Here is a 20,350-nt window from a genome sequence, read left to right on the forward strand (position 1 = left end):
CCGAGAGGTCCACACCGGCGAGCATGTCCTCGAGGACGGCGCGTCCGGCGACCAGGTCGACACCCTCTCGGCGCTCCGCCAGCAACCGCTGCGCCTCCGCCTCGGTCGCCCCGATCGTCGCGTGGAACGAGCTCATGATCAGCGGCAGCCCGGCGGGTCGCCCGAGCTCGCGTGCGCGGCCGCGGAGCTTCCCCACGAACTCCAGCGCCACGTCGAGCGTGGGCAGCGCCGTGAACACCACCTCGGCGTAGCGGGCGGCGAACTCGATCCCGGCCGCGGACTGCGCCGCGACGATCTGCACCGGACGCCGCTGTGGCAGCGGCGGGACGTTCAGCGGCCCCGCCACGTCGAAGAAACGACCGTGATGGTCGATCGGGTGCACCTTGCTCGGGTCGAGGGCCGCCGGTCGGCCGTCCTCGCCCGGCTGCAGCGCACCCGGCTCCCAGGAATCCCACAGGGCGTTCGTCACGTCCAGGGTCTCGGCCGCCCGTGCGTACCGGTCCTCGGGCGAGGGCAGCTCGCCGCCGTAGTTCTCCTCGCCGATCGAGCTCGTCACGAGGTTCCACGCCGCTCGTCCGTTGCTGATGTGGTCGAGTGTGCCGAACTGGCGAGCGAGCGTGAAAGGGTGGTTGAACGTCGTCGTCACGGTCGAGATCAGACCGATGCGCTTCGTCACCAGAGCGAGCGCGGCCATCGTGGTCAACGAGTCCTGCGCGCCGATCGCGCCCTGGCTGTTGAAGCGCAGCAGGTCGGGCGTGAAGAGCGCGTCGAACCGCGCGGCCTCGGCCAGCTCTGCGACACGGACGGCGTCGTCGAGCGTGCCGTGCGCGGGATCGGCTGCCCGTGCGTACACGCCTGGTCCGCCGCCGGCGCCCGTGACGGTCTTCAGGTAGCGCGTCACCATCAGGCCACCACCCAGGCGCCCAGCAGCGTGTCGAGCCGGGAGTCGGCGCCGAGCGTCAGGACCTGCACGGCGGCCTCCAGGGCGAGCACGGTAGTCAGCTCGTAGACCGGGATGTAGTAGACCTCGTCGAGCACACGGATGGCCGCTTCCTCGACGACAGCGTCTCGCTCGGCCCCCGTGAGCCCGCGCTGCCGCTCGAGCAGCTCGTTGAGCGTCCCGTCGGCCGGCTGGTTGACGGTGCTGTCGTCGAAGAAGAACCGGGTGCGCAGGATGTCAGGATCGGCCCGGCTGAGGTTGCCGTAAGAAAGGTCGACCTCGCCGTTGCCCTGCGCCTCCTGCAGACTGATCCAGTCGCTCTCGTGGAGCACGATGTCGATGCCGATCTCCTTGGCCTGCGCCTGGATCAGCTCCAGCGTGGTCTGGTTGGCCACGAAGTTGTTCACCCACCACAGCGTCAGCCGCAGCGGCTCGCCGTCCTTGGTCCGCACGCCGTCCTCACCGAGGGTCCAGCCGGCGCTCTCGAGCAGGTCCGCTGCCTGCTGCGCGTCGTCGCCGATGTGCTCGCTGAGGTCCGACCAGCCCGGCGTGGTGCTCGCGAGCACGTTGGTCGCCACCGCGTAGGAGTCGTTGACAGCCGCATCGCGCACCTGGGTTCGGTCGATCGCGAGACTGAGCGCTCGTCGCACGTCGGCGTCCTGCAGCAACGGTCGGCCCGAGAACGGCGTGATGCCGAAGACCACACCCGGGTTGGCCCGCTCCACGATCGTCAGCCCGGCACCGGTGAGCGAGGCCTGGTCCTGCGGCGGCACGCCTCCGATGGCGTCGGCCTGGTCGGAGGTGATGGCCCCGGTGCGGACGCTCGCCTCCGGCAGGATCACGAACGTCACCTCCTCGAGGTACGCGGCGCCGCTGTTGGCGACGACGCTCGGGCCCCAGGCGTAGTCGTCGCGGCGCACGAGCACCACCTCGGAGTCCTTGGTGTAGCTCTCCACGACGAACGGCCCGGTGCCGATCGCCGAGGTCAGCCGTTCGGCCCACTCCAGCTCCAGCGTTGCGGGCGCCAGCGGGGACAGGGCCACGCTCGAGAGCGCCTGCAGGAAGGGCGCGCTCGGCCGCCCGAAGCTCACCGTGAAGGTGTGCTCGTCGGTGGCCGCGCCGCCGAGGTAGTCGGCGAAGTACTCCACGACGTTGCTGGCGTTGGCGCCTTGGGCCAGCACGTCGTCGAAGTTGTCGAGCACGATCTGCGCGGTCAGCGGGGTGCCGTCGGAGAACGTGACGTCGTCGCGGAGCGTGAAGCTGAACTCGGTGGCGTCCTCGTTCGTGGTCCACTCGGTGGCCAGCCACGGCTGCAGCTCTCCGCTCTCGGCGTCGTGGTACAGCAGCGAGTCGAAGACCTGCCGATTGACGTAGAGGGTGTCGTTGCCGGTGCCGCCGCCCTGCGGGTTGAGGCTGCCGACATCGTTGCCGATCGCGAAGGACAGCTCGCCGCCGGCCACCGGATCGCCCGCCGGGGTCGTCGTGCTGGTCTCGGCCCCGCCTGCGCCGCCGGGTGCGCTGCCGCACGCGGCGAGGAAGCCGGCTGAAAGCAGGCCCGCGCCGCCGAGCAGCACGCTGCGTCGCGTTGGGATGGTGTGGGTCATCGTGATGGTCCTTTCGGGTGCGGCGTCAGGCGCCGGTGGTGAGGAAAGCGCCGCTCAGGCCGCTCAGCCTGGAGTCGGCAGCGAAGGCGACTCCGGCGACGCCGGTCGTGAGTGCCAGCACCGACGTCAGCTCGAAGGTGGGCACGTAGTAGACGTTGTCGAGGATCGACGTGATGGCCTCGTCGACCACCGCGTCGCGCTCGGCGCCCGTGAGTGCGCTCTGCTGCTCGAGCAGCCCGTTCAGGTCGGGGTCCGGGACCTTGTTGACGTCGTTCTCGCCGATGTGGAACTGGGTGCGGAGGATGTCGGCGTCGGCGCGGCTGAGGTTGCCGTAGCTGAAGTCGAGCTCACCGGCGTCGACGGCGGCCTGCCGTTCGGTGGCGTCGCCCGTGCGCAGCTCGACGTCGAAGCCGACGGTGCGGACCTGCGCCTGCAGCAGCTCCAGAGCGCTCTGGTTGGCGACGAAGTTGTCGCTCCACCAGATCACCAGGTGCAGCGGCTCGCCGTCCTTCACGCGGATGCCGTCGGCGCCGAGCGTCCACCCCGCCTCATCCAGCAGCCGTGCCGCCTCGTCGGTGTCCTCGGGGATGTGGTCGCTGAGATCGGCCCAACCGGGTGTGCTGCTGGCCAGCACGCTCGTGGCGACCTTGTACGAGTCGTTGAGCGTGGCGTCCCGCAGGTCGGTGCGGACCAGGCTGAGCGCGAAGGCGGTTCGCACCGCGAGGTCAGAGACGATCGGACGACCGGTGTACGGCGTGAGCCCGAAGACCACGCCGGGGTTGGCGCGCTCCACGATCGTGAAGCCCGAGGCGGTCAGGGTCTCCTGGTCCTGCGGTGGAACGCCGCCGATCACGTCGACCTGGTCGGAGCTGATCGCACCGGTCCGCACGCTGGCTTCGGGGATGATCTGGAAGACCACCTCGTCCAGGTAGGCCTCGCCGGTGTTGTCGGCGAGGCTCGGTCCCCACACGTAGCCGTCACGTCGTGCGAGCACCACCTCGGTGTCCTTCACATAGGACCCCAGCGTGAAGGCTCCGGTGCCGATGATGCCGGTTGTCCGCTCGTCCCAGGACGCCGCAAGGGTCGCTGGTGCCAGAGGGCCGAAGATCGGCTCGGTCAACGCCTGCAGGAACGGGATGCTCGGTCGGTCGAAGCGCACCGTCAGGGTGACCTCGTCGGTCGCGTCACCCCCGAGATAGCCCGCGAGGTGCTCGATCGCGTAGTTCGCATTCGCGCCCTGCTCGAGCACGTCGTCGAAGTTGTCGAGGACGATCTGGGCGGTCAGCGGGGTGCCGTCGGAGAACGTGACGTCATCGCGGAGCGTGAAGGTGAACTCGGTCGAGTCCTCGCTCACGCTCCACTCGGTCGCCAGCCACGGATGTAGGTCGCCCGTGTCGGGATCCTGATACAGCAGCGAGTCCACGAGCTGGCGCGTCACGTACCGAGCGTCGTTCCCGCTGCCGCCGCCCTGCGGGTTGACGCTCGCCGGGTCGTTCGCGATCGCGAACCGCAGGGTGCCGCCGGTGGTGGGCTCACCACCCGCGGTGGTGCCGCCCTCTGCGGTCCCGCCTGCGCCGTCGTCGGCTGCGCACGAGGCGAGGAAGCCGGCGGTGGGGAGGCCGGCTCCGCCCAGCAGGAGCGATCGGCGGGTGAGGTCGGGGATAGGCCTGGTCACGGGGTGGTTCCTTTCAGGGAAGGTTCGACGGCGGTGCCCGGGATGGCCTCGAGCAGTGCGCGTGTGTAGGGGTGCTGCGGGTCGGTGAAAACCTGGTCCCCGGTGCCGGCCTCGACGATGCGGCCGCGCCGCATCACCGCGATCTCGTGGGCGACCTGCCGCACCACGGCGAGGTCGTGCGAGATGAACAGGTAGCTGACTCCGAGGTCGGTCTGCAGACCGGTCAGGAGATCGAGGATCTGGGACTGGACGCGGACGTCGAGTGCCGAGACCGGCTCGTCGAGAACCACGAGCTCGGGCCGCACCGTGAGCGCGCGGGCGATCGCGACGCGTTGCCGCTGGCCGCCGGAGAGCTCGCTCGGTCGGCGCTCGGCGTAGCCGGTCGGCAGTCCCACGGCATCCAGCAGCTCGGTGGTGCGCTGTCGGCGTGAGGCGCGGTTGCCGACGCGCAGTGCGTGCAGCGGCTCGGCGATCGCCTGCCCCACGGTGAGCTTTGGGTCGAGCGAGGCGTACGGATTCTGCTGCACCACCTGGATGCGGCGTCGCAGCGCCCGCAGCTGACCGCGTGTGAGCTGCGTGAGGTCGGTGCCGTCCACGTCGATCGAGCCGCTGGTCGGTGGTAGCAGCCCCAGCACCAGGCGTGCGGTGGTCGACTTCCCCGAGCCGGACTCGCCCACGAGGGCAAGCGTCCGGCCGCGCGCGATCGCGAAGCTGACGTCGTCGACCGCGCGGAAGGTGCCCGAGCTCTGCACGCTGCGGGGGACGTGGAAGTCCTTCACGAGGTGCTCGGCCACCACGAGCGGGGCAGCGCTCTGCTCGGCCGGTGCATCGACTACGGCGGGTGAGGCCGTGGTGCGCAGGCTCGGCGCCGCTGCGATTAGCGTGCGCGTGTAGGGGTGCTGCGGGTCGGTCAGCACCTCCACGGGCGTGCCGGTCTCGACGATGCGTCCCTGCGACATGACCGCGATCAGGTCGGCACGGTCGGCGGCGACACCGAGATCGTGCGTGACCAGCAGGACCGCCGATCCGGAGTCGCGGGTGAGGGTCGAGATGTGGTCGAGGATCTGCCGCTGCACGGTCACGTCGAGGGCGCTCGTGGGCTCGTCGGCGATGATCAGCGAGGGCCGCGCCACGGTCGCGATCGCGATCAGCACGCGTTGCCGCAGGCCGCCGGAGAGCTCGTGCGGATACTGCAGCGCTCGCAGCTCCGGGTCGTCGAGACCGGCGGCAGCGAGGGCTTCGATCGCGAGGCCCTCCGCCTCGCGCCGGTCGGCGAGCCCGTGCACCCGAAGCACCTCGGCGACCTGGGTGCCGATCCTGACGACCGGGTTGAGGGACACGGTGGGGTCCTGCGGGATCAGGCCGATCCGGCGCCCGCGGTACTCACGCAGCCGTCGCTGCGACAGCGTGGTCAGCTCGGTGCCCTCGAGCGCGATGCTGCCGGCGGTGATCGAGGCGTTGGGTGCGAGCAGCCGCAGCACCGCATGGGCGGTGGTCGACTTGCCCGAGCCGGACTCGCCCACCACGGCAACGGTCTGCCCGCTCTCGATCGACAGCGACACACCCTGCACGGCATCGACGCGATGGCGGCGGCCGCGGTAGCTGACGGCGAGGTCGGTGATCTGCAGCAACGAGGTCATGACCGCTTCCCCTCGGCGTCGAGCGACCGGGCCACGTGGTTGGCGGCGAGCACGGTGGCCACCACGACGAAGCCGGGCATCGCCGTCAGCCACCATGCCGAGGCCAGGTAGTCCCGGCCCTGCGCCACCAACGCGCCCCACTCGGGGGTGGGTGGCTGCACGCCGAAGCCCAGGAAGCTGAGCGAGGACACCGCGAGGATCGCGCCGCCCAGGTCGAGCGCGGCGAGCACCAGCACCGGCGCGGCCGAGTTCGGCAGCACGTGCCGCAGCAGCACCCGCAGGCGGGTGGCGCCGCCCGCGATCGCGGCCTCCACGAAGTCGCTCGTGCGGACCGAGAGCACCTGGGATCGCATGATCCGCGCGCACGAGGCGATCGACCCGGCTCCCACGGCGATCGCCACGTTGAGCGTGCCGAACCCGAGTGCCGTGATCATCGCCAGCGAGAGCAGGATGCCGGGGATCGACAGCAGCACGTCGACCACCCGCATCAGGGCGGAGTCGACGATGCCGCCGACGAAGCCCGCGAGCAACCCCACGAGCGAGCCGGCGGTGAGGCCGAAGACCACCGCGAGCCCGGCAGCCGACAGCGACAGCGCCGAGCCGTGCACCACCCGCGTGTACAGGTCACGTCCGAGCTGGTCGGTGCCGAACAGGTGCGCGGCACCGGGACTCTGCAGCCGATCGACCGGGTTGGCGGCGTACGGATCGCCGGGTGCCAGCAGCGACGGCGCCACGGCCGCCACCAGCGCGAGCGCCAGCACCAGCAGCGCCAGCACGAGGCCGGGGCGTCGGAGCACCTCGAGCGCGGCGTCCCGCGCTCGCTCGCGCCCCGTCCGGGTGCGCTCGCGGGTCGAGGTGGCAGCCACTGTGCTCTCGGAGCTCCCCTCCAGCAGCGCGGGAGTGATGACGGACTCAGCCACGGTGGGCTCCTTCCAGCACGGTGCTCTCGTCAGAGGCATCGGTAGGCCCGGGCTCGCCGGCGGACCGATCGGTCGGTGCGGTACTGCGTGCGGACCCGCGATCCCGGGTGACCACGCGCGGGTCGATGAAGGGGTAGATGAGGTCGACCACGAGGTTGACCAGCACGTACACAGCCGCGGCCAGCACCACGATCCCGAGCACGGTTGGCACGTCGCGGTTCGCCACCGAGCTGGCGGTCAGCCTGCCCAGTCCGGCGCGTGAGAACACGGTCTCGGTGACGACCGCACCGCCGAGGACCCCGCCGACCATCAGCCCGGCGAGGGTGAAGGTGGGCAGCGAGGCGTTCCGCAGCGCGTGGCGCAGGTGCACCCGCACTCGCCCTGCGCCCTTCGCGCGTGCCGTCTCGATGTACGGCTGCGCGAGCGCGCTCTCCAGACCCTTGTTGAGGAGCTGTGCCACGGTCGCGGCAGCGGGGATGCCGAGCGTGATCGCCGGCAGCACCAGGCTCCGCCAGCCCTGGTTGCCCATGGCGGGGAAGATCGGGTTGGCGAACGAGAACGCCTGCAGCAGCGTCAGCCCGAGCCAGAACGAGGGCACGGCCACGCCGAGCGGGGGCAGCGCCGTCAGCAGACGTCGCAGCCACGCGATCCGGGAGTACGTCGCCACGATCGCTACGATCGCCCCGACCGTGAGCCCGAGCACCAGCCCGAGCGCCGCGATCTGCAGGGTCTGGGGGAGCACCTCGACGATGAGGTCCCGGACCGGCCGCTCGTTGACATACGAGACGCCCAGGTCGCCGCGCAGCAGCCCGCCGAGCCGTGAGAGGTACTGCTCGTGCAGCGGCAGGTCGAGCCCGTACCGCTCGCGCACGGCGTCGAGCTGCTCGGGCGTGAGGTCGTTCTCCCCGTCCGGTCCGAGCAGCAGCGATACGGCATCACCGGGCAGCGCGTACAGGATGAGGAAGGTCGCGGTGAAGGCGGCCCAGAGCACACCGGCGGCCTGCGCCAGGCGTGAGACGAGGTAGCGCGCCACGAGGTGCTCCTACTCGGTCGGGTGATCGATGGACTGCCGCGCGGTCGGGTGAGGTTCGTCTCCGAATGGCGGTCCGGAGGTTCTGTGACAGCCGACCGCGCGGCGGCAGGAACCAGAGTGACCGAGACGAGAACGCAAAACGGATTAACTCGATCGAGTATCACCAGTTAAGACAGATCGGCCGGCACGAACGGCGTGGGGCGGGGCCGACCTAGCGTCGTCGGCATGAGCCATTCCCTGACCCTGGCCGTCGAGATCGACGGCGACGGTCGCCATCCGCAGGCTTGGCGCCGTTCCCTTCATGAGCCCGATGCGGCGCTCCGCCCGCGGCGCTGGACGCGCGTGGCGCGCGGCGCCGAGAACGCAGGCTTCACGTTCGCCACCGTCGCCGACACCCCGGTCGCCGAGCCCGGCGGATCCGCCGGTCGCCTCGACGCCGTGCTCCGGTCCTCCTTCGGTTCCGGGCTGACGTCGCGTCTCGGCTGGGCGCCGCAGGTGCACCCGCGGGCCGTCGAGCCGTTCCATCTTGCCGCGCAGCTGGCCTCGCTGGATCACGCGAGTCGCGGCCGCGGGGCCTGGCTCGTGGGTGACGCCGAGCTGACCGGGCTCGCCGCGGCGCTGGGTCGCGACGTGCCCACCGAAGCTGCGCTACGGCAGCGCGAGGTGCTCCAGGTGATCGACGCCGTCCGCCGGCTGTGGGACTCCTGGGACGACGACGCGGTGATCAAGGATGTCCCCACCGGGCGCTACATCGACCGCGACCGGGTGCGGTACACCGACATCGAGGCCGACACCTTCAGCATCCGCGGTGCCTCGATCACGCCTCGCCCGCCGCAGGGCCACCCCGTGGTCATCGCTCCGGACGGGCTGCTGGCCGACGGCGAGCTCGCCGGACGGGTGGACGTGGTGCTCGTGTCCCATCCCGATCTCGACGCCGCCATTGCGCGCGCGATCGAGGTGCGTGGACTCGGCGTGCTCGCGTTCCTCGACCTGCAGGTCACGCTCGATGCCGGGGCCACTGCCGCCGAGCGGCGGCTCGCTCTCGGCGCCGATCCTCGCGAGGGTGAGGTCGCGGCGTACGACGGCGGAGCCGATGGTCTGGTCGGTCTGCTCACCTCGATCAGGGGTCAGGTCGACGGCGTTCGGCTGCTGCCGACCGTGATCGACGAGGACCTCCCGGTGCTGGCCGGGCACGTGCTGCCCGCGTTGTCGCTCGCGCGCGCCGCTCACCCGCCGCGACCCGCTCAGCACCTGCGTGCCGCCCTCGGGCTGACGCGTCCCGCCAACGGCTTCGACCGCGAGGAGATCTCAGCATGAGCACCACACCCACTCGACGACCCGATGCCCACGTGCGCTTCGGCGTGTTCTTCCAGGGCGTCAACCACCACACCGTCTGGTCCGACGCCGAGAGCGGCTCACAGATCGACCCTGCCTCCTTCGAGCGGGTGATCCGTACGGCCGAGCGTGGTCTCTTCGATGCGTTCTTCCTCGGTGAAGGGCTGCGGCTGCGGGAGTCGCACGGCCATCTGCACGATCTCGACGTGGTCGGTCGCCCCGACGCGCTGACCGAGCTCGCCGCGCTCGCGGCCATCACCTCCCGCATCGGTCTGGTGGCGACGCAGAACGCCACCTACAACGACCCCGCCGACCTGGCCAGGCGGCTGGGCTCGCTCGACGTGCTCTCCGGCGGTCGTGCCGCGTGGAACATCGTGACCACCGACAACGCCTGGACTGGCGAGAACTTCCGCCGCGGGGGCTACCTCGACCACGCCGACCGGTACGTCCGGGCCGAGGAGTTCGTGCGCGCCGCGCAGGCGATCTGGGACTCCTGGTCGGAGGAGGAGCGCGCGTTCACCCGTGTGCAGCGCTCGGGCACGACCGTGAACATCGAGGTCACTCCGACCGTGCCCCGCAGTCCGCAGGGGCACCCGGTTCTGTTCCAGGCAGGCGACTCGCCCGACGGCCGCACGTTCGCGGCCCGCAACGCCGAGGTGATCTTCTCCGCCCACGGCTCGGACCTCACCGACGCGCTCGAGTTCGCCACCGACGTGCGTGCGCGCACGGTCGCGGCGGGCCGCCCCGTCGACGACGTGAAGATCTTTCCCGGCACCTTCATCGTGCTGGCCGAGACCGATGCGGCCGCGGAGGATAAGTACGAGTGGCTCAAGCGGGCGCAGGTCACCGGCGCGACCGCGCTGTCGCTGCTCGGTCACGTGTGGGGGCGGGACCTGTCGCACCTGGATCCGGACGGCCCGGTGCCGTCGATCGCCGACGTCGTCGACAAGGAGTTCGATGGTACCCGCGGCGCCGGCCTGAAGTCCGGCTCGCGACGGCCGCTCGCCCAGGAGTGGCGCGAGCGTGCCGAGGCCGAGAACCTCTCGATCCGGGAGCTCGTGATCGCGCAGGAGCGCCGCCGCGGCTTCATCGGCTCGCCGGCGAGCGTCGCCGAGCAGCTGATCGAGTTCGTGCGCAGCGGCGCCGTGGACGGCTTCAACATCTCGCCCTGGATCGTGCCGGACGGCCTCGAGGACATCGTGGAGCTGCTGGTGCCCGCGCTGCAGGATCGTGGCGCCTACCGCACTGCCTACACGGGCACCACGCTGCGTGAGCACCTGGGGCTGCGGCCTCCGCAGACGCGCCGCGAGCTCGAGCTCGCGGAGGCGGCCGGATGACGGTCGCGGCGGCCCGGCCCGCCGAGGCCCCGCCTCGGCCCAGCCGCGCCTACCTGGACGCGCTCGAGGAGCGCACCGAGCGCCGTCGGGCCGAGCACGTGCCGATCGGCTCGCCCTTCACCGGCGCGCCCGAGCGGCTGGGCGGTCAGGTCGCGCACGCCATCGACCGGCTCGACGGCGACCTCGCCGAGCTGTCGGCCACGATCTTCGACGCCGCCGAGGAGGCGTTCCTCGAGTACCGCAGCGTCGCCGCGATCGCCGAGCTGCTGCGCCGCCACGGGGTCGAGGTCGAGACCGGAACCCACGGGCTGGAGACCTCGCTCCGAGCCGGGATCGGCTCGGCCGAGACAGGCCCGACCATCGCGATCCTGGCCGAGTACGACGCCCTGCCGGCCATCGGCCATGCGTGCGGACACAATCTCATCGCGACCGCCGCCGTCGGGGCATTCCTGGCCCTCGGCCGACTGGCCGAGGCCGACGTCCCGGGCAGGGTGCTGCTGCTCGGCACGCCCGCCGAGGAAGGCAGCAGCGGCAAGGAGCTGCTCGCGCGTGAAGGATTCTTCGACGGCGTCGACGCGGCGATCATGGTGCACCCGTTCGGCTACGACGTGGTCGATCAGCCGTTCCTGGGCCGGCGACAGCTCGTGGTCACCTATCACGGTGTCGCGGCGCACGCCTCCGCGCAGCCGTACATGGGGCGGAACGCGCTCGACGCGGTCGCTCTGAACTACCAGGCGGTCGGCTTCCTGCGGCAGCACATCCCGCCGACCGACCGGGTGCACGGCGTGATCCGTGAGGGCGGTGACCGTCCCTCGGTCGTGCCCGAGCGCGCGAGTGTCGAGTACTACGTGCGGTCCGCCGATGCGGCTACCCTGCTCGACCTGTCGCACCGGCTCGAGGACATCGCGCACGGCATCGCGCAGGCCACCGGCACGGTGGCGGAGCTGACCTGGGACCCGCTGCCCTACACGCTGCCGCTGCGCACGAACGACGCGCTCGCGCGCCGGTGGGTGGGACATCAGGAGGCACGGGGGCGGGTGGCGCTCTCGGGTGGCGTGGTGCCTCCCGAGCTGGCGGCCTCGACCGACTTCTCCAACATCAGCGTCCGCATCCCGGGGATCCACCCGATGATCGCGGTCTCGGCCACCGACGTGGCGCTGCACACCCGTGCCTTCGCCGAGGCCGTCTCCTCTCCCGCAGGGCTGGCCGCGGCGCTCGACGGCGCGTACGGGCTCGCGCTCACGGCGCTCGACTGGCTGCACGACGGCGCGCTGCGGGACGCGGTCAGGGCCGACTTCGAGGCGGCGGGTGGCGTCGTCGACGTCGAGAACTACTTCACCTCCGAAGGAGAGTCCGAATGAGTGCGCCAGTGAGCGAGGACCGGAGCGAAGCGAGGACCGGAACGAGTGTCGGTGCGCGACCAGAAGGCATGAGTGCGCCCGTGGTCCACGCGATCCACGAGAACCCCGAGTGGTTCGGACCGTTCGCCGAGCAGTTCGAGGCGCAGGGCGTCCCGTACCGGGAGTGGCTGCTCACCGGTGGCGGGCTCGACCTGTCCGAGCCGCCACCGCCCGGGGTGTACTGGTCACGCTTCAGCGCCTCGTCGCACACCCGTGGTCACGAGCACGCCAAGGAGCACTCGCGGGCGGTGCTCGCATGGGCCGCGGCCGCCGGGCGCCGGGTCGTCAACGGCGCCGGGGTGCTCTCACTCGAGGTGAGCAAGGTGCTGCAGCTGACCGCGCTGGCCGCGCACGGGCTGGAGGTGCCGAACACCCGCGTGGTGATCGGCACCGAGAACCTCCTGGCCGCGGCGGCCTCGTTCCCGACGCCGTTCCTCACCAAGCACAACCAGGGCGGCAAGGGCTTGGGTGTGCGCCGGTACGAGAGTGCCGGCGATCTCGCAGCCGATGTGGCCGAGGGCACCTACCCGGAGCCTGTCGACGGCGTCACGCTCCTGCAGGAGTACGTGCCGCCCGCGGGCGGCACGATCACCCGGGTCGAGATCGTCGGCGGCGAGGTGGTCTACGCGGTGTCCGGCGATACCGCGCGCGGCGGCTTCCAGCTCTGCCCCGCGGACGCTTGCGCGATCGACCCGGAGACCGGCCGGCCGCTCAAGCCGTACGGCGCCACGATCGAGGTCGACCCGACGCTGCCGCTGTTCTCGCTGCGCGAGGACCTGCCCTCCGGCCTCGCCGAGTCCTACCTGTCCTTCGCCGCGGCGCACGGCATCGAGATCGCCGGGATCGAGTTCCTCGAGACGGCCGACGGCCGCGTCCTCACCTACGACGTCAACACCAACACCAACTACAACCCCGCCGTCGAAGCCGCCGCACCCCGCAGCGGCCCCGGCTCGATCGTGTCCTACCTCGGCGGCCTGCTCGCCGAGGAGACCAAGGGAGAAGAAGCAGCATGACCAGACTGACCGCCGTCATCGGCAATCCCCGTGAGGGATCCCGCACGCACCGGCTGACCGCGACCGTCGTCGACAAGCTGGCCTCCGCCGTCGGGGCAGAGACCGAGGTCGTGGACCTCGCAGCCCTGGCTCCGGTGCTGCTCGACCCCTACGGGGAGCAGGCCACGCGGGCGCGCGAGCAGGTGGCCGGCAGCGACCTCGTGGTGCTCGCGACGCCGGTCTACAAGGCGACCTACACCGGCCTGCTCAAGCTGTTCCTCGACGGCTACGGCACCGACGGGCTCGCGGGCACGACCGCCGTCGGGCTGATCGTCAGTGCGGCGCCGCACCACCTGCTCAGCACCGACATCCACCTGCGCTCGCTGCTCGTGGAGCTGGGAGCCAGCGTGCCGACGCGGAGCCTGCAGGTGCTCGAGTCCCAGCTCGAGGAGCCGGAGGCGGTGCTCGAGGCGTGGCTGGCGGCGCACGTGGCCACGCTGCGGCGAGCGCTTGCCCCCGTGGCCGAGGAGGTTCCCGCGTGAGCGCCGCCGTCGACACCGAGGCCGCTGTGGACGCCGCGGCCTTCAAGGAGCTGTTCCGGAACTACCCGAACGGCGTCTCCATCATCACCGCGAGCGGGCCCGACGGGCCGGTCGGGTTCACCGCCACGTCTGTGGTCTCGATCTCGGCGGACCCGCCGGTGCTGGCGTTCTCGATCACGAGCGTCGCCTCGGCGTGGCCGACGATCGCTCGGGCGACGTCGGTGGCGGTGCACTTCCTCGACGTCGAGCACATCGGGCTGTCGCAGCTGTTCGCGACCAGCGGAGCGGACCGGTTCGCCCCCATCGACTGGGAGCGACTGCCCTCCGGCGAGCCACGACTGCTCGACGTGCCGACCTGGGCGCGTGGCCCGATCCTGCAGCGCGTGCCGGTCGGCAGCAGCACGATCGTGCTCATCGGTGCCGCCGACGTGCGCGTGGCCGGCGACCGCGAGCCGCTCGTCTACCACGATCGCCACTACCACTCGTTGACGCCCACCTCGGTGCTGCCCTGATGGTGCACATCATCGGCATCGACCTGATCGCGCACGGCGACCAGAGCGGTGAGCGGGCCACGGTCACCGACCGCTACCTCGAGGTGGTGGAGAACGCCAAGCGGTTCGAGGCCCTCGGTTTCGACGGCTTCGGTGTGGGCGAGCGCCACCACGCCCCGTTCCTGTCGAGCTCGCCGCCGGTCCTGCTCAGCCGCCTGACGGCCGAGACCAGCCGGATCCGGCTGTTCACCGGCGTCACGCTGCTGTCGGTGCTCGATCCGGTGCGCGCCGCCGAGGACTACGCGACCCTCGATCACCTCTCGAACGGCCGCCTGGAGCTGATCGTCGGCAAGGGCAACGGTCCGGAGCAGGCCGAGCTGTTCGGCGTCGGCCGGCTGGAGGCGTGGGACGCGCTCGAGGTCAACTACCGGTTGCTGCGGCAGCTGTGGGGTGACGAGCCCGTCACCTGGACCGCACCCGAGGGCGTGCCGCTGACGCGCTGGGCGGCGCTGTCGGACGTGCGGGTGTTCCCGCAACCGCGGCAACCGCGGATCCGGGTGTGGCACGGCTCGGCCACCGCGGAGCGCTCGGTCGAGCTCGCCGTCGAGTTCGGCGACCCGATCTTCTCGGCGAACGGCTTCAACCCGATCGAGCACTACGCCAAGCTCATCAGGCACTACCGGCGCACGTGGGAGGAGGCCGGGCGCGACCCGGCCGACGCCCTCGTCGGAGCAGGGCACGGCGGACCGTTCGTGGCGCGCCGCTCGCAGGACGCCGTGGAGCACTTCCGCCCGATCTACGAGCGCTTCGCTGCCAGGATCCAGGCGAACGACACGCACCTACCCGGCACCCGGACCGACTACGAGTCCTACGAAGACTTCCTCGAGCGCGGTTCGTGGCTCATCGGCAGCCCGCAGCAGGTCATCGACAAGGTGCTCCGCTACCACGAGGAGTTCGGGCACACCGTGATCTCCACCGGTGGTCATCGTGGTGATCTCAGCCAGGAGGACTACGTCGACTCGCTCACGCTGTTCGCGCAGGAGGTCGTTCCCGAGCTGCGCCGTGTGATCCCGGATCCCCCGCCGCCCCCGACGAACGCACCCTAGAGACGGGTGAACCCTCGGGTGCGGTGCCCGACGGCGATGGACTCACCGCTGATGGTGCCTGCGAGGGGCGAGAGCAGGAATGCGACCAGGCGGGCGGTGTCCGTGGGAGTGCTCTGACCGCTGGTCCCCACCTCGACGTCGTCGGTCGGGGTGTCGGTGACGATGCCGGGACTGACGACGTTGACCGTGGTGCCGCTGCCGGCGCTGGCATCGGCCAGGTGCTTGGCGGCGACGATGAGAGCGGCGTTGCGAACCGAGCCAGCGATGTTCCCGGTGACGAACGCGCCCTGCCCGCTGATGCCGACGATGCGGCCGTAGCCGCGTTGCCGCATCGGCTCCAGGGCCGCGTTCGCCACACGGAGAAAGGTCAGCGTCTTGCCGTCGAACGCTGCCCGCACCTGGTCCGGCTCGGAGTTGCGTGAAGGATCCAGGGTGCGGGCGCTCGGTGCTGCTGCCACCACGACGCCGTCGAGTCGCCCGTGCTCGTCCAGGACCCTGGCGAGCGCCTTGGTCACCGAGTCGTCGTCAGCGGCGTCCATGACGACGCCGTCAGGTGCGTGTCGCGACGCGGGTAGGGCGAGCGCCCCCTCGTCGCGCAGCACGTCGGTGATCGCGGTTCCGACGAGACCGTGGCCGCCGACCACCAGCACGACCCTGCCCTGTAGCTGTAGATCCACTCCTGCTCCTCCTCTGTGGTGATTATCCGGCTGCGGTCGGACTGGGTGCCCGCTCCGGCACCCTGGCTCGGGTGGTGGCGGCGTCGACTGCCGAGCAGGCGGTGGCGAGTGCGCCGAGGACGGCGCTGGCCGTTGCGACCAGCACCAGCGCCGTGCGTGCACCGCCGACATCGAGATCGGCGCCGGGGGAGGCTGAGGCGTAGAGCCCCACGAGCGCGGCGATGCACAGCGTTGCCGAGATCCGCTGGGACACCTGCAGCACGCCTGCCGCGACACCGTGCTGGTCGTGCGGCGCATGCTCGAGCGTAAGGGCCTGGTTGGGTGGCCCGGCGAGGCCGCTCACGGCGCCGGTCAGCGTCTGCATCGCTACCAGCACCGGCAGCACCCATGAGGTGGGCACAGCCAGCAGTGCGATCGCGGCGGTCACCGCGATGGCGGTCTTGAGTGCGAGGATCACGGTCACACCAGGCCGGCCGAAGCGCCGTAGCACTCGCCACGACAGGTTGGCGGTGACCATCGAGGCGATCGCGCCTGGGATGGTCACCACCCCGGCCGCGAACGGGCCCAGGTCCAGCGCCTCCTGCAGGAACAGCATCAGCACTGCCGAGAAGCCCAGCGCGGAACCGAACGTGAACGTGGCCACGAGACAGCCCATCGTGAAGCCCGGTGCCCGGACCAGTGCGGGTGTGATCAGCGGGAGCCGGCCGCGGCGCGCGTACCGGCGCTCCCACCAGACAAACACTGTGGCCACCGCCGCGAACAGCACACCGCCGGCCGCCCATCGCAGCGGCTCGGACTCCTGCGAGACCACGGGAAGCAGCAGTAGCAGCGTCAGGACCGTGACGGCGATCAGACCCATCGGGTCGACATCGACCGGGCGGTCCCGGCGCGCCCGCACCAGTCGGCGGGCCAGGAACACCAGGCTCAGCGTGGCGGCCAGGCACCCGAGCGGCACGTTGAGGAGCACCACCACCCGCCAGCCGAGGCCTGGTTCGGCGGCATCGAGGACTCCTCCGGCGACCACCGGCGCCAGCAGGGCCGCGGCCGAGCCGACCGAGGTGTATGCGCCGAGCGCGCGGGCGCGCGCCGATCCGCTGAACCGATCCTGCAGCAGCCCGATGACCTGCGGGTTCGCGGTCCCGGCACCGACTCCCTGCACCAGCCGAGCGATCACGAGCGCGGTCGGCTCGGCGGCGGTCGCCCCCACGATGCTCGCGGTGCTGAACAGCAGCAGTCCGGCGGCGAGGAGCACTGGTCGCCCCACGGCATCGCCGAGGCGGCCCGCGGGGATCAGGGCTAGGCCGAAGGTCAGGGAGTAGCCGGCGAGGATCCACTGGAGTGAGGAGGCGTCGGCGCCCAGATCCGCTCGAAGGATCGGGGCTGCGACGACGAGTGCGGCCGAGTCGAAGAGGGTGGCGAATCCGGTCACCAGGCAGACCGCGAGCACCAGCCTTCCGCTCGGCGGGGAGCTCCGGTCGAACCTGCGTCGTCGCTGCAGCCACGACATCAGCGGAACCCTGTGATCGCGATGGCCCGCACGATCTGACGCTGGAACACCAGGAAGAGCACGAGCAACGGGAGCAGCGCGACTGTTGTCGCCGCCGTCACGAGCGTCCAGTTGCCGTTGTACTGGGTCTGCAGGGCCGCGGTGGCGACCGTGAGCACGCGCCATCGTTCGCCGGAGGTGATCACGAGTGGCCACAGGAACGCGTTCCACTCGCTGACGACCGTGATGAGGACCAGGGTCGCCAGGATCGGCCGGCTCAGCGGCAGGATGATCTCGACGAGGATGTCGGGCAGCGTCGCGCCGTCGAGGCGTGCGGCGTCGACCAGGTCCTGCGGGATGCCCCGGAAGTACTCGCGCAGCAGGAACACCGCGTACGGCGAGCCCAGCATGCCGGGCAGGGCCAGACCCCAGAAGGTGTCACGCAGGCCGACCTCGACCATCAGCATGTAGAGCGGGATGATCGTGACGGCCCCGGGGACCATCATCGTGCCGAGGTACACCCAGAAGAGGGCGTCACGCCCCGGGAACCTGAGCCTGGCGAACGCGAACGCGGCCAGCACCGAGAACGTCAGCTGCGTCGCCACCGTGAACGCGGCGACCAGCAGCGTGATCCCGATCGGTCGCGTCAGGTCGACCCGGTCTCCGAAGAGTGCCGCGTAGTTGGCGAGCGTCGCTGGGATCGGCAACGACCACGGCGACGACGACGCGTACTGCGGCGCGGTGCGGAGCGACGTCGCGAAGCTGAGGACGAACGGTGCCGACGTGACCGCGACACCCAGCAGCAGCACCGTGTACACGGCGAGGTGGGACACCGCCGTCGGGACGCGCACCGAACGGCGACTCACCGCGCGCGCCTCAGCCCGAGAGGTCATAGGTGATCCGCTTCCTGAAGTAGAGCTGCTGCCCCAGGGTGATCGCCACCAGCAGGACCAGCAGGATCACCGCCATCACCGCAGCGTTGCCGAGGTTCGCGTTCGCGAAGGCCTCGTAGTAGATGCGGCCGGCGATCACGTCGGTGCGATAGCCCGGGCCGCCGCCGGTCAACGCGTAGACGGTGTCGAACGTCTGGGCTGCCGCCAGCACACCCGTGACGAGCACGAAGAACGTGGTGGGCCGCAGCAACGGCACCTTGATCTGCCAGAAGATGCGGGTCGCCGACGCGCCGTCGATACGGGCGGCGTCGAGGATGGTGGGCGGGATCGCCACCAGGCCCGCCATGAAGAACAAGGTCACATAGCCCACGTTCGACCAGACGCTCACCGCCGCGACCGACGGCAGCGCGAGCGCAGGCTCCGACAGCCACTCGACCCGGCGACCGATCAGGCCGTTGAGGGCACCGCCGCTCGGCGAGAAGATCCACTTCCACACCACGCCGAGCGTCAGTGGCGCGCAGATCCACGGCAGCACGTAGATCGTCCGGAAGATCGCCGACCCGGGCAGACCCCGCACCAGCAACGACGCCGTGAGCAGCCCGAGCGCGGTCTGGGTCGGGATCACCATCAGAATGAACCCGCCCGTGACCAGCAGGGAGTTGGCGACGCGGCCGTCGGTCATCACCCGCGACCAGTTGTCCAGGCCCACGTAGCTGATGTCGCCGATGATGTTCCACCGGTGCACGGTCAGCCACAGCACCACCAGGATCGGGAACACGAGGAAGCCCAGGATCCCGACCAGGCTGGGTGCCAGCAGGGCGTACCCCGCGGCCGCCTCGCGTCGTGCCCCCGCGCGCCTGGTGCCGGAGCTCACTCCTCGAGGGCCGCGTTCGCGGCCTCCTGGGCCTCCTGCAGGGCCGAGTCGAGCTCGAGCCGGCCGAGGAACAGCTCCTTGAGAACGGGCTCGATCTCCGCGTTGGCCTCGCTGACGTGGGTGCTCTCGAGCACCGCGAGCGTGAAGGTGTCGACCTCGAAGAACGGCGTCACGTCGACGCCCTGGGCCGCCCACGCCTCGTCGTAGCCGGTGCGGGCGTCCAGCACCGCCGGAACTGCCGACCCGGTGGCACCGATCGCTTCGCTGCCCTCCGCGGACCCGAGCCAGCGCAGCACCTCGAGCGTCTCCTCGGGATGCTCCGAGGCGGCGTTGCCCGCCGCGATGATGCCGTTGGTCACGGTGACCCGACCGGCCGGACCCTCCGGGACCGGCACGACAGCCCACTCGAAGGTCGCGCCCTCGGCGATCGCGGCCAGGTTGTACAGGCCGGTCTGGAAGAGAGCGAGGTTGCCCTGCAGGAACTGCTCGCGCGAGAACTCGTTGTTCTCGTTGGTGTCCGCAGCCGACGGCGCCACGTGGTGGGTGTTGACGAGGTCGACCACGTAGCCGATCGCCTCGGCAGCCTCCGGCCCGGCGAACGTGAAGCCCTCCGGCGTGCGCCACTCGCCGCCGTTGGAGCCGACGTAGTTGAACACGATCGCATCGGAGTCGTAGGCGGCGTTGTAGCCGTACTGGGCGATCGTGCCGGCATCGAAGTCGGGGTCGTCAGCGGTGCGGCCCTGCTCGTCGAGCGTGAGCTGCTGCAGCGTGGGAACGAGCGTGTCGGCGGTGCCGCTCGGGTCCCAGACCAGGTCCTGCAGGTCGTCCGTCGTCAGCCCGGCGCCCTCGAGCAGCTCGGTGTTGACGATGATGGCCTTGCCACCGTCGGCGAGCTGGGGGACACCCCACAGCGAGCCGTTCCTCGTGTACTGATCGACCACGCTCGACTCCCAGGCGCCGGCGGCGTCGGCCCCCAGCTCGGCGGTGATGTCGATGAGGTTGCCGTTGTCGGCGTAGGTGGTGAAGGTGCTGTTCAGCCAGAAGATGTCGGCTGCGGTGCCCCCGCCGACGTCGACGAGCAGATCGTCCCAGTAGCTCGACCATGGAGTGATCTCGACCTGGACGTCGATCTCGGGGTGCTCGGCCTCGAACGCGGCGAACGACTCGTTGTACGCGGCCGCGACCTGCTCGTCCCAGAGGTTGACCGTGACCACGGTGGTCGCACCGTTGTCGCGGCCGCTGAGGCTGATGGCGGTGGCGGTGCCGGCGGCCAGCAGCACGGCTGCTCCGACGGCGCCGCCGATGATGACGGACTTCTTGGGCATGGTGACTCGTTTCGATGACGGGGAGGAGGGTGTGGGGGATCGCCCCGGGTGCGCCCAGGCACCCGGGGTGGGGGTGGGGT

At 71.0% G+C, this 20,350-nt stretch carries 18 protein-coding genes; 7 read left to right on the forward strand and 11 right to left on the reverse strand.

Going from position 1 to position 20,350, the window contains the following annotated elements; all coding sequences use genetic code 11:
• From ACOJSN_RS02825 to ACOJSN_RS02850, 6 genes are all read right to left on the reverse strand, one after another.
• Positions 1 to 904 (reverse strand): LLM class flavin-dependent oxidoreductase (locus tag ACOJSN_RS02825; RefSeq protein WP_420110995.1); only part of this gene is annotated, 904 nt, incomplete at its 3' end.
• On the reverse strand, positions 904 to 2,544 hold the full coding sequence (locus ACOJSN_RS02830) for an ABC transporter substrate-binding protein (RefSeq protein WP_420110996.1): 1,641 nt from the start codon (positions 2,542 to 2,544) through the stop codon (positions 904 to 906). The genes ACOJSN_RS02830 and ACOJSN_RS02825, both read right to left, overlap by 1 nt.
• Before the next feature lie 25 nt (positions 2,545 to 2,569).
• Positions 2,570 to 4,219, reverse strand: a complete 1,650-nt coding sequence (locus tag ACOJSN_RS02835; protein ID WP_420110997.1) for an ABC transporter substrate-binding protein — start codon at positions 4,217 to 4,219, stop codon at positions 2,570 to 2,572.
• Positions 4,216 to 5,859 (reverse strand): dipeptide ABC transporter ATP-binding protein, encoded by a 1,644-nt coding sequence (locus ACOJSN_RS02840; protein WP_420110998.1) that lies wholly within the window; start codon positions 5,857 to 5,859, stop codon positions 4,216 to 4,218. The genes ACOJSN_RS02835 and ACOJSN_RS02840 overlap by 4 nt, the downstream gene beginning before the upstream one ends.
• Positions 5,856 to 6,779, reverse strand: coding sequence for an ABC transporter permease (locus tag ACOJSN_RS02845; protein WP_420110999.1), 924 nt, complete (start codon positions 6,777 to 6,779; stop codon positions 5,856 to 5,858). Before ACOJSN_RS02845 ends, ACOJSN_RS02840 begins: the two co-directional genes overlap by 4 nt.
• A complete protein-coding gene (locus tag ACOJSN_RS02850) occupies positions 6,772 to 7,812 on the reverse strand; it encodes an ABC transporter permease (protein ID WP_420111000.1) in 1,041 nt (346 codons plus the stop codon). Before ACOJSN_RS02850 ends, ACOJSN_RS02845 begins: the two co-directional genes overlap by 8 nt.
• A 225-nt stretch (positions 7,813 to 8,037) precedes the next feature.
• On the opposite strand from ACOJSN_RS02850, the gene ACOJSN_RS02855 reads away from it, so the two are divergent.
• From ACOJSN_RS02855 to ACOJSN_RS02885, 7 genes are all read left to right on the forward strand, one after another.
• Positions 8,038 to 9,129, forward strand: a complete 1,092-nt coding sequence (locus tag ACOJSN_RS02855; RefSeq protein ID WP_420111001.1) for an LLM class flavin-dependent oxidoreductase — start codon at positions 8,038 to 8,040, stop codon at positions 9,127 to 9,129.
• On the forward strand, positions 9,126 to 10,484 hold the full coding sequence (locus ACOJSN_RS02860; protein ID WP_420111002.1) for an NtaA/DmoA family FMN-dependent monooxygenase: 1,359 nt from the start codon (positions 9,126 to 9,128) through the stop codon (positions 10,482 to 10,484). Before ACOJSN_RS02855 ends, ACOJSN_RS02860 begins: the two co-directional genes overlap by 4 nt.
• Positions 10,481 to 11,845 (forward strand): M20 family metallopeptidase, encoded by a 1,365-nt coding sequence (locus ACOJSN_RS02865; RefSeq protein ID WP_420111003.1) that lies wholly within the window; start codon positions 10,481 to 10,483, stop codon positions 11,843 to 11,845. Before ACOJSN_RS02860 ends, ACOJSN_RS02865 begins: the two co-directional genes overlap by 4 nt.
• A 68-nt stretch (positions 11,846 to 11,913) precedes the next feature.
• Complete coding sequence (locus ACOJSN_RS02870; protein WP_420111004.1) at positions 11,914 to 12,897, forward strand: ATP-grasp domain-containing protein; 984 nt, start codon at positions 11,914 to 11,916, stop codon at positions 12,895 to 12,897.
• Positions 12,894 to 13,418 (forward strand): NADPH-dependent FMN reductase, encoded by a 525-nt coding sequence (locus tag ACOJSN_RS02875; protein WP_420111005.1) that lies wholly within the window; start codon positions 12,894 to 12,896, stop codon positions 13,416 to 13,418. The genes ACOJSN_RS02870 and ACOJSN_RS02875 overlap by 4 nt, the downstream gene beginning before the upstream one ends.
• Complete coding sequence (locus ACOJSN_RS02880; protein WP_420111006.1) at positions 13,415 to 13,930, forward strand: flavin reductase family protein; 516 nt, start codon at positions 13,415 to 13,417, stop codon at positions 13,928 to 13,930. Before ACOJSN_RS02875 ends, ACOJSN_RS02880 begins: the two co-directional genes overlap by 4 nt.
• Entirely contained in the window at positions 13,930 to 15,015 is a 1,086-nt protein-coding gene (locus tag ACOJSN_RS02885) for an LLM class flavin-dependent oxidoreductase (RefSeq protein WP_420111007.1), read from the forward strand. The genes ACOJSN_RS02880 and ACOJSN_RS02885 overlap by 1 nt, the downstream gene beginning before the upstream one ends.
• Here the strand turns inward: ACOJSN_RS02885 and ACOJSN_RS02890 are convergent.
• Genes ACOJSN_RS02890 through ACOJSN_RS02910 form a run of 5 tightly spaced genes read right to left on the reverse strand, consistent with a single transcriptional unit; the run spans position 15,012 to position 20,270 of the window.
• Positions 15,012 to 15,692, reverse strand: a complete 681-nt coding sequence (locus ACOJSN_RS02890; RefSeq protein ID WP_420111008.1) for an SDR family NAD(P)-dependent oxidoreductase — start codon at positions 15,690 to 15,692, stop codon at positions 15,012 to 15,014. The two genes, ACOJSN_RS02885 and ACOJSN_RS02890, sit on opposite strands and share 4 nt — an antisense overlap.
• A 22-nt stretch (positions 15,693 to 15,714) precedes the next feature.
• Positions 15,715 to 17,199 carry an MFS transporter gene (locus ACOJSN_RS02895; RefSeq protein WP_420111009.1) on the reverse strand — a complete coding sequence of 495 codons (1,485 nt, stop codon included), beginning with the start codon at positions 17,197 to 17,199 and terminating at the stop codon, positions 15,715 to 15,717.
• Positions 17,199 to 18,071: a carbohydrate ABC transporter permease gene (locus ACOJSN_RS02900; protein WP_420111010.1), complete on the reverse strand. Its 873-nt coding sequence runs from the start codon at positions 18,069 to 18,071 to the stop codon at positions 17,199 to 17,201. The genes ACOJSN_RS02895 and ACOJSN_RS02900 overlap by 1 nt, the downstream gene beginning before the upstream one ends.
• On the reverse strand, positions 18,055 to 18,945 hold the full coding sequence (locus ACOJSN_RS02905) for a carbohydrate ABC transporter permease (protein ID WP_420111011.1): 891 nt from the start codon (positions 18,943 to 18,945) through the stop codon (positions 18,055 to 18,057). Before ACOJSN_RS02905 ends, ACOJSN_RS02900 begins: the two co-directional genes overlap by 17 nt.
• The gene (locus ACOJSN_RS02910) at positions 18,942 to 20,270 is read right to left on the reverse strand and encodes an ABC transporter substrate-binding protein (RefSeq protein ID WP_420111012.1); all 1,329 of its coding nucleotides are present in this window, start codon (positions 20,268 to 20,270) and stop codon (positions 18,942 to 18,944) included. Before ACOJSN_RS02910 ends, ACOJSN_RS02905 begins: the two co-directional genes overlap by 4 nt.
• Between the last annotated feature and the right edge of the window lie 80 nt (positions 20,271 to 20,350).

This window comes from Pseudactinotalea sp., assembly GCF_048594945.1.
Taxonomy (GTDB): domain Bacteria; phylum Actinomycetota; class Actinomycetes; order Actinomycetales; family Beutenbergiaceae; genus Pseudactinotalea.